The organism is Clostridium sp. UBA871 (assembly GCF_002295255.1).
GTDB classification, from domain to species: domain Bacteria; phylum Bacillota; class Clostridia; order Clostridiales; family Clostridiaceae; genus Clostridium_J; species Clostridium_J sulfidigenes.
The window spans coordinates 238309-254520 of record NZ_DBFV01000007.1 but is presented as its reverse complement, the minus strand read 5'-3'; the positions used below and the strand labels follow the sequence as shown (position 1 = coordinate 254520).

Below are 16212 nucleotides of genomic sequence, written 5' to 3'. Positions count from 1 at the left end.
TAAGCAAGAGCTTTATGACTTTAGATTTCATCATAGGTATTTCTTACTTTAATGATAAGTCATATATTTATTTGAATTGTGATTAGAAAAGGAGGTTTATATGATTTATTTGGATAATGCAGCTACGTCCTTTCCAAAACCACCAGTAGTTTATGAAGAAATGCTAAATTGCATGAAAAATTACTGTGCTAATCCAGGACGAGGCTCTCATGATATGTCAGTGAAATCAGCTTTGAAAATCATGGAAACAAGGGTAGGTATATGTGAATTATTTAATATACCTAGTCCTTTAAATTTGATTTTTACCAGTAATGCTACAGAAGCCCTAAATATATCAATTAAAGGAGCTTTAAAAAGAGGGGATCATGTTATTAGTACAGTAATTGAACACAATTCTGTTTTAAGGCCACTTCATTCATTAAATGAAGGTGGAGTTGAAATCACTCTGGTGGGTGTAGATAAAGCAGGTTATGTAAATTTTAAGGATATTAAAAAGGAGATCAAGGGAAGCACTAAAATGATCATTATCAATCATTCTTCTAATGTACTAGGTACTATTCAGGATATCGAAAGTATCGGAAGGCTTTCAAAGGAAAATGGGATTATATTTATGGTAGATGCATCTCAAAGTGCGGGAGTGATTCCCATTGATGTAGAAAATAATCATATTGACCTATTAGCTTTTCCGGGACATAAAGGATTATTGGGGCCTCAAGGAACAGGGGGATTATTTATAAGAGATGGTATTAAACTAAGGAATTTTAAGGAAGGTGGAACAGGAAGTAACTCACACTTTATGGTCCAACCAGACTTTATTCCGGATCAATTTGAAAGTGGAACACTAAATACACCAGGCATTGCTGGGTTATGTGAAGGTATAAAATTTATTAAGAGAATTGGAATAGATAATATACGAAAATGTGAAGAAGAATTAACAGGGTATTTGTTAGAAGAGATAAAAAAACTTTCTTATGTAAAAATCTATGGAAGTGATTCTAAAAAACAAAGAAGTGCAGTAATTTCTTTAAATATAGATGGAATTGACGCTTCGATTGTCGGTGAACAATTAAATGAAAACGAAATTGCTTTACGGACAGGCTACCATTGTGCACCTTTAATACATGGCGTAATTGGTACAGAGTATGCTGGTACGGTGAGAGTGAGTCCGGGATATTTTAATACTTTTGAGGATATAGAAAAATTAGTAGAAGCAATTAAGATGATTTATAAATTAAAATAATGTGAAATGGAAGATACAGTACATATATAATTATATATGTAATAAAAAACATTAGGATGTGAAAGTTATGAATGCTTGTAATAATTCAAACTCTCTTTATCAAATAGACAATCCTTCTGATTGTGAAAGATACACGATGCTTGAATATATACTAAAGATGCAGAATAGATTAGATGATCTAAATAATATAATTGATTTAATGAGTCCACCTAAAGATATAACAAACATTTGTCCAACAGGGTATGCTAAAGATATTAAGGTAGCGATAATTGGTGCGGGAGAGGCAGGGCTAGCTGCAGCCTTTGAACTCAGAAAGATAGGATGCAACATTACTTTATTTGAAGCAAGTCAGAGAATTGGGGGTAGGGTATACACATATTATTTTGATAGAAATAAAAGATATTATGGTGAATTAGGACCAATGAGTATACCAGTATCTCATGAGACTACCTGGCATTATATCAATCTTTTTAAGCTTAACACAAGCCCATTTGTAAATAATAACACTAATGCTCTGTTTTATGTAAGAGGTGAAAAGGCTGTGAACGATCCTAAAGGGAAATATATATCAAGGAATATATATCCTAGATTTCACTTAACAGACAGTGATAGAAGCAAAGTTCGTTCGCAACTTTATAGAAAATTTTATCAAAAATATCTAGATTCTCTTACATCAGAAGCAAGAAAGGAGTTAGTTGAAACTAAACCCGAATACTTAAAGAGTATAGAGGACATAGATAAACTAAGTTATAGAAGAGCCTATGAAAATGCAGAGTTTAGTGAAGATGCGATATCAATGTTAGGCTATTTAGATGGTAGTCAGCAGTTTTTTAAGCTAAGTCTCACTGAAATCCTACAGCAATATTATACTGCTGATTCTGAGTGCACTTACCGTATTAACGATGGCATGATTAACTTACCGCTTTCGATATATGGAGCACTTTGTGATAATATAGAAATAGAAGATGTATATAAAGGTATAGATAAAGATAAATTAGGTCATGTAGATATAAAAATGGGCTCTCCAGTTGATGGCATATATAGTTCATCTTCAGGTGATAAAATTCTTCTTAAATATACAGAGTGTGGAACAAGTAAAGAGAATTTAGAGGAATATGATTATGTTATATGTGCCGTGCCTTTTCCAAGCTTGAGGAGGGTTGAGATTAATCCTCTTTTTACGGTGACAAAGATGCAGGCAATAAATGAAATGAACTATGAAACAGCGCAAAAGGTATATTTATATATTAAGGAAAGGTTTTGGGAGATGGGGAATGCATCCAAAAAAATAGTAGGCGGAAGATCTTTTACTGACCTCCCACTAACTTCAGTTTACTATCCATCAGATCATGCGAAACCAGTATCGAATAAATATGGGAAATGGACGCTAAAGCCTGATGCAAGTCCAGAAGAACCAGGTGCATTGCTTGCTAGTTACAGCTGGTGTCATGAAGCGGTGAGATTAGGCAATGAAAACCCTGAGTTGCAAGTTAACGACGTTATAAGATATCTAGAAAAAATGCATGAACTTCCTCCTCATTATATTAATGAGAATTTTATTGACTATAAGTCATTAATTTGGTCTGATGTACAGTATATATGGGGAGCAGGAGCACTATCTAAGCCCCAGGAAAAAACACTGTTTTCCTATGCTGTAACTATTCCAGAAATGGGGAATAGAGTATTTTTTGCAGGAGAGCATATATCACAAAAACATGCATCACAACAAGGAGCCTTACAGAGTGGAATGATTTCAGCAAATGAAGTAGCAAAGCAAATAATAGCTAGTAAAGAGTAGACGGAAGTTTAAAGGTATAAATGCAATGGCCTACATCAACTAGATGTAGGTCATTTTGTAATTCTATGCCCAAGAGGTTTTGATTTCCAATGTTAGATGGAATAGAGGGAGTATTTGCTATCATGGCTATCTTCTTCCACAATAAAACCGCTTGCAATAAAAAAGTTAAGGACAATAATTAAATGTCCTTAACTTTAAATTAGCTAAACCAAATTATTTTCATATATGCCTAACTTTTAGCAACAGTTATTTCTACCGCATGTTGATATTGCTCCAAGTGTTGCATTGTTGATATTAAGAGTACCAACAGTAACTGCACTAGTAACAGTTGCAACTACAGTATAGGTACAGCAATCATCAAAGCAAGAATCACAATCACAAACAAAGAATGAGAATGTTTCTGATGCAAGTAGTGCAACTAAATCAAATGTCCATGCAGGACCAACAGGAACAGGGGTAAATTGACCTCTACATAGTTTAAATACTTGAAAGTTTATAGTTCCTGTAAAAGCAACTGGAGCAACAAGATTACTTGCAAATTCTAGCTTAGTTGTTGGGTTACATAAGCAAGAATTATCTAAAGTAACAGAACTAACGGTAAAAGTTGTACCTGCTACAGTAGCTGCAGGTACTGTAGTAGAACTAGGGGTACCACATTTTATAATAGTTGGACAATGTTTGTCCTCTTTAATTTCTTTTCTGCAAGGATCATAATAACCTTTTGACATTGAATTCATAGATAGAATCCTCCCTCTAATTATATAAATTTTAATAAAATCAATTGTATGAATAATTAAGGTATGCAATTATTTGTTAAGTGTTTTATTATATTATATGATTTTTGTAGAAGAAAGGTGATGATAGATAAGCATTTATAAAAAAATATAATAATATATTTAAAAATATTATCACCTTTCACAATTACTAATTTTACCGAAGGTACATTATTCATATAGATATAGAACCCTTAATTATTCTTCAGTTATAGCAAGTCCGATAATACAGTTTCATTATCGTCACAGTCACAGTCTGGGAATAATGGGTCTAGGTTTTGATCAGGATAGAACTTAGGAATTGGGGCTCTATCAAATCTCTCACATGGATCTTCGTCAGGTTCTTCTTCACATGGTTCTTTTGGAACTGGACAGTAGTCATAAGCTGGGATAAGTAGTTGTACAATAAGCTCACATTTTACAACAATGTAGTAACCTAAAGTAATATCTAGAACATCATCCCCATTTAGATCTTGTAGTAATTCACCGTCTAGAGCTTCAGCAACCATTTCAAGTTTTATAATGTTAGAATCTAAATCTTCAGCCTGTTGAACAGGTACAAAACTAGCTGAAATTTGAGCTATGGAATCAGGACAGTAGAACTTTCCAATTACATCTGTCCTATTAATTTCATATAATTCACTTTTGTTTACGCCATCGCAATCAATATAATCAGCATAGAAAGAAATCACATAATTAAGAACTACTTTTTTAAAACCAGGTTTTCCTTTGAGCGGAAGCTTATCTACGGAAAGTAGCTCTACATTGAAGTCTCTACTACCAATATATCTCTTAGGATCAATGAGCGGATCGCTTCTTAATTGACTATCTGTTGTATTTGTGTCTGGACCTTCGCCGTATACGAGACATCTTTTAATTAGGCATTGATCAAAAATCTTAGGTACTTCAATGCAAACTAATTCTGAAGGATCAGGTAAACGTCCTTGTTTATTTACAAGACCAGGACGTGGCACAAATTTCTTGAAGTTAATGGACATAAATTCTCCTCCTCTTGAAAAATTATGATAAATATAAATATATTTAATACTTACAATACATCATATGTCAGAATATTAAAGTGGTGATATTAAAAAGTCAGGTTAATATAATTTTTTGTTATATAGAAGTGCATAATAAGTTTTTATTCAAATATAATTTTATAAAGGGGGAGTGAGTATGAATGGTGTATATCCTTGGATATATAGTGACTATAAAGATAACATATGGAAGTTTTCACGAAACGACAATAAAGAGTTATGTTATAGAATTATGTACAGAGAAGGAAAATGGACTAAAGAAACTCTAATTGATGTAGAGGTGCTAGGATTCGATGTTTATGTTAGTGTAGATGAGACAATACATGTGGTATACAGTAATACTAAAGGGGAACTGAGATACTGTACTATGAAAGATACGCAATGGTTGGGAAAGCTACTATATCAAGTGGAAAGTGAAGAATTTGAAATACAAAACTTAAAAGTAGAAATTATCGGAGATGAGATGCACATCTTTTATTTACTAGTAGGTAATGATGGTAGTGACCATGGAGTGTTAATGCATTGTATATGGAATGGAAAAGAAACTAAAATTACCACAATACAGGATATTATATTGATACCTAATTTAAAAGAATATTATTCAGTACATGTAAATAAAAAGGGTAATATTTATGCATTTTTTATTTCAGATGAAGGTGATGAGATATCTTTAAACTATTGTAACTTTGAAAATCACAGATGGTCGATTGCAAGAAGACTTTATGGCATTCAAGGAGAGGATATAGGGTTTGAAGTGTTAATGGATCAACAGGAAATTCATATACTAAATAAATCTAGAGAAGACTCTATTTATTTTCTTGATCATGTTTCTATAGATATTATCGGAAGTATAAAAGAATTCAGAGTTCATGAAAGTAGAAAAGAATTGAAAGAACCTATATTATTTACTAAAAGTAATAAATTGTACGTTTGTTGGCTAGAACAAGGGAAGATTTCCTATTCAGCCTTTGATGGTAAAAAATGGAGTAGCGTAGTTTATTTTGATAGAGGTAATGAGCTTACAGTAGAAAGATATAATTGTTTTATTGGTATAGATAAGGATAGTGCTACTAAAGTAAAAAAAATTTATGGAACTAGTGGATTGGATTTGTATTTGTTTAATCCAAGTGAAATTATAACAAGTATGAAAGATTCATTAAAAAAAGAAGGAAATCAAGTTAAAGGAGCAACACTTCAGGAAAGAGAATCAATTGAAAGTTTAAAACTTGAATTATCTAGTGTAAATTTAGAAAAGAAAAATTTAGAAAAGAAAATTATAGCATTAAATTTACAATTACAAAAAAATCAAAGATTTATAGATGAATATGAGGAACAAATTGCTAGAATATTAGAACAAAAGCGGAAGTCAGATGAGAACTGTAATATATTCTTGAAATTGCAGAAGAACATTCAAAAAGAGTTAGAGGGAACAAAAAAAAAGTTTTTGGAAGAAGAACTCCTTACAACAAGTATTCAAAAAGAGTTAGAATATACAAAACAACAATTGCTAGAAGAAAGGAAGATTAAAGTAGCGGTAGAAAGTAAATTGAAAGAATGCCAAGAAGAAAATGTAATAATTAAACAGCAAGGTGAGATCATAAATGAAGAAAAAAGGAGATTGAGTGAAGAACTTGAATTAGAAAAGAATCAATCCATTATGGAACGATTACTAAGAAGAAGGACAAATGGAGTATAAAGTCACTTCTACAGCTTTAAAGCATACAATAAAGTAAGGAGCCTGTATAAATTAAGGCGTCACAAAATAGAGGTGATAATATGAAAATAGAAGATTACGATTATATCATGGTCTTTACTTCTCATCACAGGGCGCTATATATTTACGAGCGTTTAGTTAGAAAAAATATAGCGGTAAAACTTGTTACTGCTCCTAATAAAATTAATATTAGTTGTACTCAAGCAGTGAAATTTAAAGAAATAGATATGGAAGCTATACAAAAAGAATTACAAAGAAATAATATTTACCCAACTAGTATGTATAAGATTGTTAAAGAAGGAAAAAGCCAAACTTATGAATTAGTTGAATAATATTTGCTTGGTTAGTTTTTTTATATTTATATTGCATAATAAGCAAGCATAAAGCATATTTTTTAGTATAAGAGTGAACTCGGAAACTAACTTCAAATAGAATCAAAAATAGTTTTTATATAGTTTTAGTACCGATCACTCTTTAAGTTATTATTTGGATTAATTTATAATTAAAATCACTTATATAGGCTGAAAAGTGAAAATTGAATATTAAGATAAATTATATAATAGACCTAGAATAATGATATAAAGATTTACTGATGGCACAATATGATTTATTAGTAAAGGAGGAGGTGAAGGCGAGTCTATGTTTAATAAAAGAGAGAAAATCATCTATTATATATCGCATTTAGGAACAGGAAAGGTATCTATAATTGATGGGGATAGTTATAGTATTATAAAAGAGATTGATGTTGGTCCAAGGCCTCTAAGTATTATTGTTGATGAAAAAAGCAATGTGTATATAGCTAGTGATAGAAATAGTAAAGTTACACTTATTGAGGATTTATATGATTCAAATAGAACATGGAATATTACTAACAATGGTAATATAAAAGTAGATTTCATAGCTCAGAAAATCTATGTCTGTGATACTGAGGAAGTATGTATTTATAGCTTAAGATCTGGTGAAAAGCTTGGTTGCATAAAAGGGTTTATGGCTGCAGATAGTTTAGAACTTGACAAGGAGAAGAAGAAATTATTTGTACTGGACATTTTTCAGAATGAAATAAATGTTTATGATACATCAGACTTCCAATTGATAAAAGTGTACAAAGATGTTGGGACTGCGCCTAGCTGTATTCTTATTGGAGAAGATGAAAAATATATTTATATATGTAATAAAGGAATTAATAAAGGAAATTATATGGGCAATGTCTCTATATTGAATCTTGAAAATGGGGATATTTCATATATAGATTTCCCAAAAGGGTCTGATATTACATCTTTAGATCAGGCCGGGATTCTTTTATATGTAGCAAATAGTGGGTTGCATAGAATTGAAGTTATAGATATCTTAAAAAGAGAAAGTATAGCAACAATAAAAACTACTCTACCAGAATTACAAAGAATTAAATTATCTCCTGATAAAAAAACATTACTTGTAACTAGTATAAGTAATGATGGGAAAGGGGTATTTGAAAGGATTGATATTTCTAATAATGTTATTTTAGATACTCTTACTTTTGTACAGAATAATAGTATTCCATACGATATAGGTGTGGTTACTCAGAATAAATTTCAAGTAGATGAAGAATCTTTTATTTTCGCAGAGTGTGAAGATGAAGAAAAACAAGAAAATGTAACCACTATATTAGCAAAAAAAGTTATATCTACCTATCAAGAAAAAATAATCTTTCCACAGGTATTAAATGAAGTATCTTCAAAAGGTGAAAAAATTATAAGTGTGGAAGAAATTGTATTTAAAAAGTGTGAAATTGTAAAAGAAACAAAGAATAGAGAAATTATAGATAGTCGAAAAAAATACTCAATACTACAATATGATTTTTATATTCCCTATTACATAGAATGCAAAGATGAACGGGAACAAAAATATATAGTTGAAGGAAAAATTAAGGGAACACAAAAAGCGACATTATATATACCCGCATATGCAGAACAAGAGGGAGTAGAATTTGTAATCAATTCTTTTGCTAAATTAACAGGCACTCCAGTAATTATAAACAACAGTTTGAAGTTTGATGTTAGTGTTTTGATTTCAACAAAGGTAATTGTAGAAGAAATAGTATTTATTCCATTTTGTAGAGACTGTGAAGGTTGTAGAGGAGAGAAGAAAGATGACTAACGAAAAATATGATTGTTTTTTGGTTAAGCAGAAAGATGGAAGATTACTAAAGTTTTGTTATGATAGTAACCAAGGCATATATTATCAAATACTTATGAATCATGAGTGGTCAGAGAAGATAAGCATTTATAAAGATAGTTTTGAATATTTTTATGTTTTGGAGGAGTGGAATGGGAAGATTCATGTTTTCTGTCAGGATATTTGTGGCGATCTTATTTTATCTACATTGGAAGGAAAAGAATGGACGCATAAAACTCTCCTCCATATGAAGTATGATGTAATTACACCTATACGGATTAGAGCTTTTTTTTGCTCCAAGGATATTCATTTACTATATAACGTAGTAGATAAACATACTTATTCAGAAATATTAGTTCATCAATTTGCTGAAAATGGAACGTTATGGACTCAACCGCAAATAATTGCTAATTTAGAATGTTACTCTAAGTTTCCGTATGGTACTTGCCAAGCGTGTGAATCTAATATAATCTTATTAAACACTATGGTAGCTGGAGTATATCAATTAATTTCTAGAAATTTCCACGTTGTAGAAGGGCGATGGGGAAAGGAAGAAGTTATACACATGTCTCTCTTACCATACATAGATTTTACTTTTTGTGTAGAAAAAAATATAAAGCACTATCTGTTTATTACTCAAGATGATCATGTTAATAGAGTGATTTACCAGTATAAGGAAGCAGGGCTGCAAAAAAATACTATACTGTTTCAACATGTAAATATTAATTCTTGCACATTAATATTATATAATAGGGTGTTATGGGCTTTGTGGATTTGCGATAACAAGCTTTATGGATGTTTTTCTGCAGACTGTGGACAAAATTTTAGCAATCCTCAAGTGTACAGGCATTTTGATAAGATATTGCCTAAGAAAGTATTTTATCAAGAAAATATAGAAGATAAACAAAACAATTATTTTATTAATGAGATATATGTAGTGAATGTTAATGGACAGGAACAAATGTTTTTGCCGGAATTTTTAGAAAATTCAATAGATACTGAAGTAGAGAATAATAAAAACCTAGAGCATAAGGTTGAAAATTCTACATTTAAAAAGGAGGAGTTAAAAAATTATTTTTCAAAAGTTAAAATACTTAAAAGAGAAAAAGAAGAATTAGAATTAAAGCTTAAAGAGACTTATGAAGAATTAAGAACATTGAAAGAGGATATGCAGTATGAAAAAAATCAAATATCAAATTTGAAATATAAATTTTACAATGAAAAAGAGAAAATTAATATATATATGTATGATAATGATGTATTAAAAAAGAAAAATAGTTGTTTAGAGCAGATGCTGTTACAAAAGGATAAAGAAAAAATATTAATGGAAAAGAAATTAGATGAAAAAGAAAAAGAAAATGAAGATTTAAAACAACAAATGAATGTTAAGAGTGTCGAGAATTTATCTAATCTAAAAGAAGCTAAAACAAAAAATGAAAATAAAATTCCTAAACATGTGAGATTTTCTTTGATTAAATGGTTACTAGATGATGAAATTTAAAAGCATTCCTAATAAAATGTCATTGACAAAAGGGTGCCTTTTATTATGTAGGTTTTGTATAAAATATTTAATTATTATAATAATAGAAAATGACGGATTTATTTAATAGATTAGTAAAATCCAAATTAGTGAACCCTATTATGAATACTGGACTTTAAATCATAAATATGTTATTGTAGATAAAATATTATAATGGAAACTTCTTCTTATTTTTATTTGAAGAAGTAAATCTACTAACAAAAGTGTAGAGTTGAAGTGTCATTTAAGGAGGGCTTTATATGGGAAAGATTGCAGCATTTTTTGATATAGATGGAACTATCTATAGAGAAGGTTTAATAACAGAAGTTTTTAAGAAAATAATAAAATATGAGTTAGTTGAAGAAGATAAATGGTATAATGAAGTTAGGCCAGCTTTTTCCAAGTGGGATATTAGACAAGGGGATTATGATACCTATTTACTTAAAATGATTGACGTTTATATTGAGGCAACTAAGGGTTTGAGTAAAGAACATATAGAACATATAGCTAGAAATGTGATTAATCAGAAAGGTGATAGGGTATATACATTTTCTAGGGATAAAATTAAATGGCATAAGGAACAAGGTCATGTTGTAATTGCTATTTCTGGATCTCCCATAGAGCTTGTAAGAGAGATGGCAGGGAAATATGAAATGGACGATTTTAGGGGTACCATTTATAAAGCCAATGACCACGGAAAATATACTGGTGAAATTATACCAATGTGGGATTCTGTAAGTAAAGAAAATGCTTTAATGGAGTTAAAAGAAAAATATGATATAGATTTAAGTAAAAGTTATGCTTATGGAGATACTTCTGGGGATTTAACTATGTTTAAATCTGTAGGAAATCCATATGCTATAAATCCAACTAAAGAGCTTATTTCAAAGATAATAGAAAATGAAGAAGTAAAGAAAAAAATCAATGTTATAGTGGAACGAAAAGATGTCATTTATAAATTAGATATTAATAATTTAGAATTAATCTAAGTAAAATAAAGTTTTATATTTTAAGGGATAGCTTAAGTGGCGTTACAATAGAAGTCTTGTAACGCCACTTTTAAACATAGTACTTTCTTACAAAAGGGGGATTTGTATGATTAGATTTGAGATAATTACAAGAGATAGATTGGGAATTACAGTAGAGATATTAGAGAAAATTTACAATAGGAAAATTAACTTGATTTCTATGGAAGTGTTTTTTCAAAAGGTATGTGTAAAGGTTGAGGACATGGAAGATGGGTTAAAGAAGGAACTAATGAAAGAGATTTGTAATATTAAAGATATTATTTCAGTTAAAGAAATGGATTTATTATATTATGAACAGAAAGAAAAAAAGTTAAAAGCCATAATAGATTCAATAGAGGATAGGGAATTCAAGAACATAATTGGTACAAGCAAGGCAATAGAGCAAGTTAAAAATATGACTTTGACTATTGGAAAGAGTAACTCAACGGTGTTATTAAGAGGTGAAAGTGGTACGGGTAAGGAAGTCTTTGCAAAGGCAATACATGACATAAGCCCTAGGTGTAATAAGAATTTTATTGCTATTAACTGTGCAGCATTACCAGAAACCTTATTAGAGAGTGAGTTGTTTGGATATGAGCCAGGAAGCTTTACAGGTGCAACGACAGGGGGAAAAGATGGTATTATTAAAGAAGCTAGTGGAGGAACTTTATTTTTAGATGAAATAGGAGAAATGCCTATGTTTATTCAAGCAAAGTTATTAAGAGTGATACAAGAAGGGAAAATTAGAAAAATTGGTAGTAATAAAGAAGAATCCATAGATGTAAGAATCATAGCTGCAACTAACAAGAATCTTGAGAACATGATTAAGGATAAAACTTTTAGAGAAGATTTATATTATAGATTAAATGTAGTTCCTATGTATATTCCAACATTAAAGGAACGATTAGAGGACATTCCGATGTTTGTACAGTTCTTTATAGAGAAGTTAAATTATAAATTAAATAAAAATATAAAGGGCGCTGATGTTGATTTCATTAGCGAGTTAATGAAATATCATTGGCCTGGAAATGTTAGAGAGTTACAAAACGTTATAGAAAGAGCAATGAATTTATGCAAAGGTGACATATTAACTGCAGAGGATATTTTTATTAATTTTAAGAATGATATTTATAGCTATGGACCTAAAGAGATTATAGATAAAAAATCTGATGAATATTTGCAGCTACCATTAAAAGATATAATGGAGAAATGTGAAAAAGAAATTATTAAAAAAACTATAGATAATTATAAGAGTTATAGAAAAGCTGCAAGTGTACTTAAAGTTTCTCATACTACAATAATGAATAAAATTAATAAGTACCATATAAAAATGTAGGTGTTTTTGTATTAAAGTATGTAAAAATTAATTTACAGATGTAAAAAAACATTTACAAAAAATTCTGATAAGTAAAGATATATTTACACTAAATTAGTATAAATATTAAGAGTTGCATATTATAAAAATAAATGAGATTCTCCTTTCCTTGTTATTAAAGCTTTGTCTAAAACTATATTCACCTAGATCTAAGTATCACTTAAGTTATCCTTAATTTGGCACTAGAATTGCTATATATTATTGTAAAAATAATTTATATTGGGAGGTCAAATTAATGGGGAATAATTTAAAAACAATGGGCTTTGCTACTAGAGCAATTCATGGTGGACACGTTAAGGATCAATTTGGTGCTTTAGCTACTCCTATTCATCAAACAGCAACCTTTACTTTCGAATCTGCAGAGCAAGGTGGTAGACGATTTGCTCTTGAAGAAGGTGGATATATATATTCAAGACTTGGAAATCCAACAAATACTCAATTGGAAGATAAGTTAGCAATGCTAGAAGGTGCAGAGGCGGCAATTTCTACAGCGTCTGGCATTGGAGCTGTTGCATCAGCATTTTGGACAGTGTTAAAAGCTGGAGACCATGTGGTAGCAGCAAAAACTCTTTATGGATGTACCTATGCTTATTTGAATCATGGAATAAGCAGATATGGGGTTGAGGTAACTTTTGTAGATACCACCAATCTTGAAGAAGTAAGACAGGCTATGCGAGAAAATACTAAGGTAGTTTATTTAGAAACACCAGCAAATCCAAACCTTGAAGTTGCAGATATAGAAGCTATAAGTGAGATAGCTCACCAAAATAAGGATTGTATAGTAATGGTTGATAATACTTTCTGTACTCCATATATTCAAAGACCATTAGAATTTGGAGCTGATGTAGTAATTCATTCAGGAACAAAATTCTTAAATGGTCATGGAGATGTAATTTCTGGTTTTGTAGTTGGAAGTGGAGAATTTATAAAAAATGTTAGATTATTTGGTGTAAAGGATATGACAGGAGCTAGCTTGAGTCCTTTTGATGCATTTTTAATCATTAGAGGTATGAAAACTCTAGAAATAAGAATGGAAAAACATTGTGAAAATGCTATGAAAGTAGCTAAATTTTTAGAAGGACATAATGCAGTGGAAAAAGTATATTATCCAGGTTTAGAAAGCTTCCCACAATATGAATTAGCTAAAAAGCAAATGTCTTTACCAGGAGCTGTAATAGCTTTTGAGGTAAAAGGTGGAATCGAAGAAGGTAAGAAAGTTATAAACAGTACAGAGCTTTGTACAATAGCAGTAAGTCTTGGAGATGCTGAAACTTTAATTCAACATCCAGCATCAATGACACATTCACCATACACTAAAGAAGAAAGAGAAATGGCTGGTATTAGTGATGGATTAATAAGAATAGCTGTTGGTCTAGAAAATGTGGAAGACATAATAAATGATTTAGATAATGCATTAAAGTGTATACTATAATATAGTATAGTATAGAACTAATAAAGACTCCTAAATTAACGTTTGGGAGTCTTTAATTATATAGATTTATGAGACGTCTTTATTATTAATGCAATATTGCAATATATCTAGACTATCACTATCATAAACTTCAAATTCTTTTATTGACCTAATGATTTCTTTTTTGGCATGCTCAATATATCCATGTTTAAAATATAGTTTTCCTAGATTAAGAAGCACAAATTTATTATTTATTAAATTTAGTAAGTGTACAGCTATTTTAAGTTCGTCATATTTATCATTTATAAGCAATATTTCACATATTTCTAGAATAATATCAAGATATTCCCTTTCATTTTCATCTTCGGATAAAAGAGTGGTGGATTCTTTGGTAAATAATTTTAAAAACTGTGAATACACTTCTAATAGTTTTTTATTGTAACCTAATAAGGAATCCTCTTTAAAATTGGATAATAAGGATAACGCCTTATCATAATTATTAGTTAATACACTACTTATAACTTTGTACATTGAAAAATATAAATTTGAAGAATTATCATCAACTATATTGGTCATGTCAATACACTTGGTAAAGGAACCAGACATTACAAGACATTTAGCTTTAAGTAATACCAGCTCTTCAGTAATAGTTTCAGATAGTTCACATTTTTCTACGTATTCCAATGCTATTTCATAGAGTCCTTCATTATAAAACAAATCTGCAATAATATGATTAGATTTTGGAGAACTAGAAATAAGATCTTCTATAATCCTTTTAAAGTTATCCATTGGGGTATTTTTGAATTTTAATATATCTCCAATAAGGTATAAGGGATTAAGGAAATCTGACTTTGATTTAAGTGTTTCAATATAATAATTGTATGCAGCATCATAGTCTTTTAGTGCGAAGTAGGCATTGCCTAACTCATAGTATGCCTTGAAACTTCCTATTCCGTATAAGCATTTTAATTCAGATGGTGCTTCACCTAGCTCAATACATTCTTTAAGAGCTTTTATCTGAAGTGTAGGCATATTCATATCTTTAAAAATAAGAGATTTTAAAAAATATAAGTCAGTAAATTTAGGATAATGCTTAATACCGATGTCTATGAACTTAAAAGCTGTATCATAATTTTTAATTTTATAGTTTAAGAAAATTATCCTAAATATTAGTAAATAACTATATCCGTTGTATGGGTCAAATTTCTCATAGGATTTATAGTAATGTTCTAACGCAGTTTCATTATCGTTTAATGCTGCGTATTCAGTACCGAGGTTAAAGTGAGCAAAGGAATCATTGGGGTCTTTTTTTATTTGATCATTTAAAATAGGTATATTTCTATTTCTTTTATTCTTAGATTCTATTGATTTAGTCATATATCCATAATGATTAATTTGCATTAATTGATAAATTGCTTTATATTTGTTTTCTGAGTATACTAATTGATTATGAATTTCTCCTTCATAGTGAGTTCCATGGTTATTTTTAAATAGTCTAGGATTTAAATTTATAGTTATTGAATTATCATCAACAATATTTCCATAATAATTTAATGTTTCAAAGTAGTAAATCGCATTTTCATCTAATTGTCTGTATAGTAAATCTTTCAAGTTTTCTTGATTCTTAGGGGATAATTCATCATCTGCATCTAATATGAGTATCCAATCTTTGGTAGCATGCTTTAGTGATTCATTTCTAGCTTCACTAAAGTTATTGTGCCAAGGAAAATAGTAAACTTTAGCCCCAAAGCTTTTGGCAATATCTACAGTTTTATCCGTAGACCCTGTATCAACAATAATAATTTCATCCACAATATCTTTAATGCTGTTAAGACAGCTTGGCAAATAGTTTTCTTCATTTTTTACAATCATACACAAGCTTACTTCATTTTTCATAATATATTATCTCCTCTTTTAAATAAAACCTTCATTGTTGAATAAATAAAATATTCTATTAGTTTTACCATATATACTATGTAAAAATTTAATGAACTGTTCTTGTAGTAAACATTACTATTTATATAATAATATTTAGTTCTATTTGTGAGAAATAAAATAGAGTGAAGGAGAAAAAGTATAACTACTATACTTGTATTTAGAAAAGTAATTACAGGATAATAAATTTAAAATCACATTTTGTATATAAGGTCATATAATATATCAGGAGCAAAATCCTAAAAAAAT

General features: G+C 29.8%; 12 protein-coding genes. 9 read left to right on the top strand and 3 right to left on the bottom strand.

All coding sequences use genetic code 11. The annotated features are described in order from the left end of the window. The first annotated feature begins 100 nt into the window (after positions 1–100). The gene (locus tag B3086_RS11890) at positions 101–1240 is read left to right on the top strand and encodes an aminotransferase class V-fold PLP-dependent enzyme (RefSeq protein WP_346846441.1); all 1140 of its coding nucleotides are present in this window, start codon (positions 101–103) and stop codon (positions 1238–1240) included. 67 nt (positions 1241–1307) lie between these two features. Beyond that, positions 1308–3038 (top strand): NAD(P)/FAD-dependent oxidoreductase, encoded by a 1731-nt coding sequence (locus tag B3086_RS11885; protein WP_346846442.1) that lies wholly within the window; start codon positions 1308–1310, stop codon positions 3036–3038. A 236-nt stretch (positions 3039–3274) separates the two neighbouring features. On the opposite strand, the gene B3086_RS11880 is transcribed toward B3086_RS11885, so the two are convergent. Both B3086_RS11880 and B3086_RS11875 read right to left on the bottom strand, forming a co-directional pair. Beyond that, positions 3275–3775 carry a DUF4489 domain-containing protein gene (locus B3086_RS11880; protein WP_346846443.1) on the bottom strand — a complete coding sequence of 167 codons (501 nt, stop codon included), beginning with the start codon at positions 3773–3775 and terminating at the stop codon, positions 3275–3277. 245 nt (positions 3776–4020) lie between these two features. After that, positions 4021–4809, bottom strand: a complete 789-nt coding sequence (locus tag B3086_RS11875) for a hypothetical protein (RefSeq protein ID WP_346846444.1) — start codon at positions 4807–4809, stop codon at positions 4021–4023. A gap of 178 nt (positions 4810–4987) precedes the next feature. On the opposite strand from B3086_RS11875, the gene B3086_RS11870 reads away from it, so the two are divergent. The 7 genes from B3086_RS11870 to megL all read left to right on the top strand — a co-directional run bounded on the left by B3086_RS11870 (position 4988) and on the right by megL (position 14049). Continuing rightward, entirely contained in the window at positions 4988–6544 is a 1557-nt protein-coding gene (locus B3086_RS11870) for a hypothetical protein (RefSeq protein WP_346846445.1), read from the top strand. A gap of 80 nt (positions 6545–6624) precedes the next feature. Continuing rightward, complete coding sequence (locus B3086_RS11865) at positions 6625–6894, top strand: DUF3343 domain-containing protein (protein ID WP_346846446.1); 270 nt, start codon at positions 6625–6627, stop codon at positions 6892–6894. 307 nt (positions 6895–7201) lie between these two features. After that, positions 7202–8698: a hypothetical protein gene (locus tag B3086_RS11860; protein ID WP_346877013.1), complete on the top strand. Its 1497-nt coding sequence runs from the start codon at positions 7202–7204 to the stop codon at positions 8696–8698. Further along, positions 8691–10217, top strand: coding sequence for a hypothetical protein (locus tag B3086_RS11855; RefSeq protein ID WP_346879231.1), 1527 nt, complete (start codon positions 8691–8693; stop codon positions 10215–10217). The genes B3086_RS11860 and B3086_RS11855 overlap by 8 nt, the downstream gene beginning before the upstream one ends. Positions 10218–10495: 278 nt before the next feature. After that, positions 10496–11224 carry an HAD-IB family hydrolase gene (locus tag B3086_RS11850; RefSeq protein WP_346893439.1) on the top strand — a complete coding sequence of 243 codons (729 nt, stop codon included), beginning with the start codon at positions 10496–10498 and terminating at the stop codon, positions 11222–11224. A gap of 106 nt (positions 11225–11330) precedes the next feature. Next, on the top strand, positions 11331–12578 hold the full coding sequence (locus tag B3086_RS11845) for a sigma 54-interacting transcriptional regulator (protein ID WP_346893437.1): 1248 nt from the start codon (positions 11331–11333) through the stop codon (positions 12576–12578). 274 nt (positions 12579–12852) lie between these two features. Further along, entirely contained in the window at positions 12853–14049 is a 1197-nt protein-coding gene (gene megL / locus B3086_RS11840) for a methionine gamma-lyase (protein ID WP_346846451.1), read from the top strand. 66 nt (positions 14050–14115) lie between these two features. Here the strand turns inward: megL and B3086_RS11835 are convergent, their stop codons facing one another. Continuing rightward, positions 14116–15924, bottom strand: a complete 1809-nt coding sequence (locus tag B3086_RS11835) for a tetratricopeptide repeat-containing glycosyltransferase family 2 protein (RefSeq protein WP_346879230.1) — start codon at positions 15922–15924, stop codon at positions 14116–14118. Positions 15925–16212: the final 288 nt, after the last annotated feature.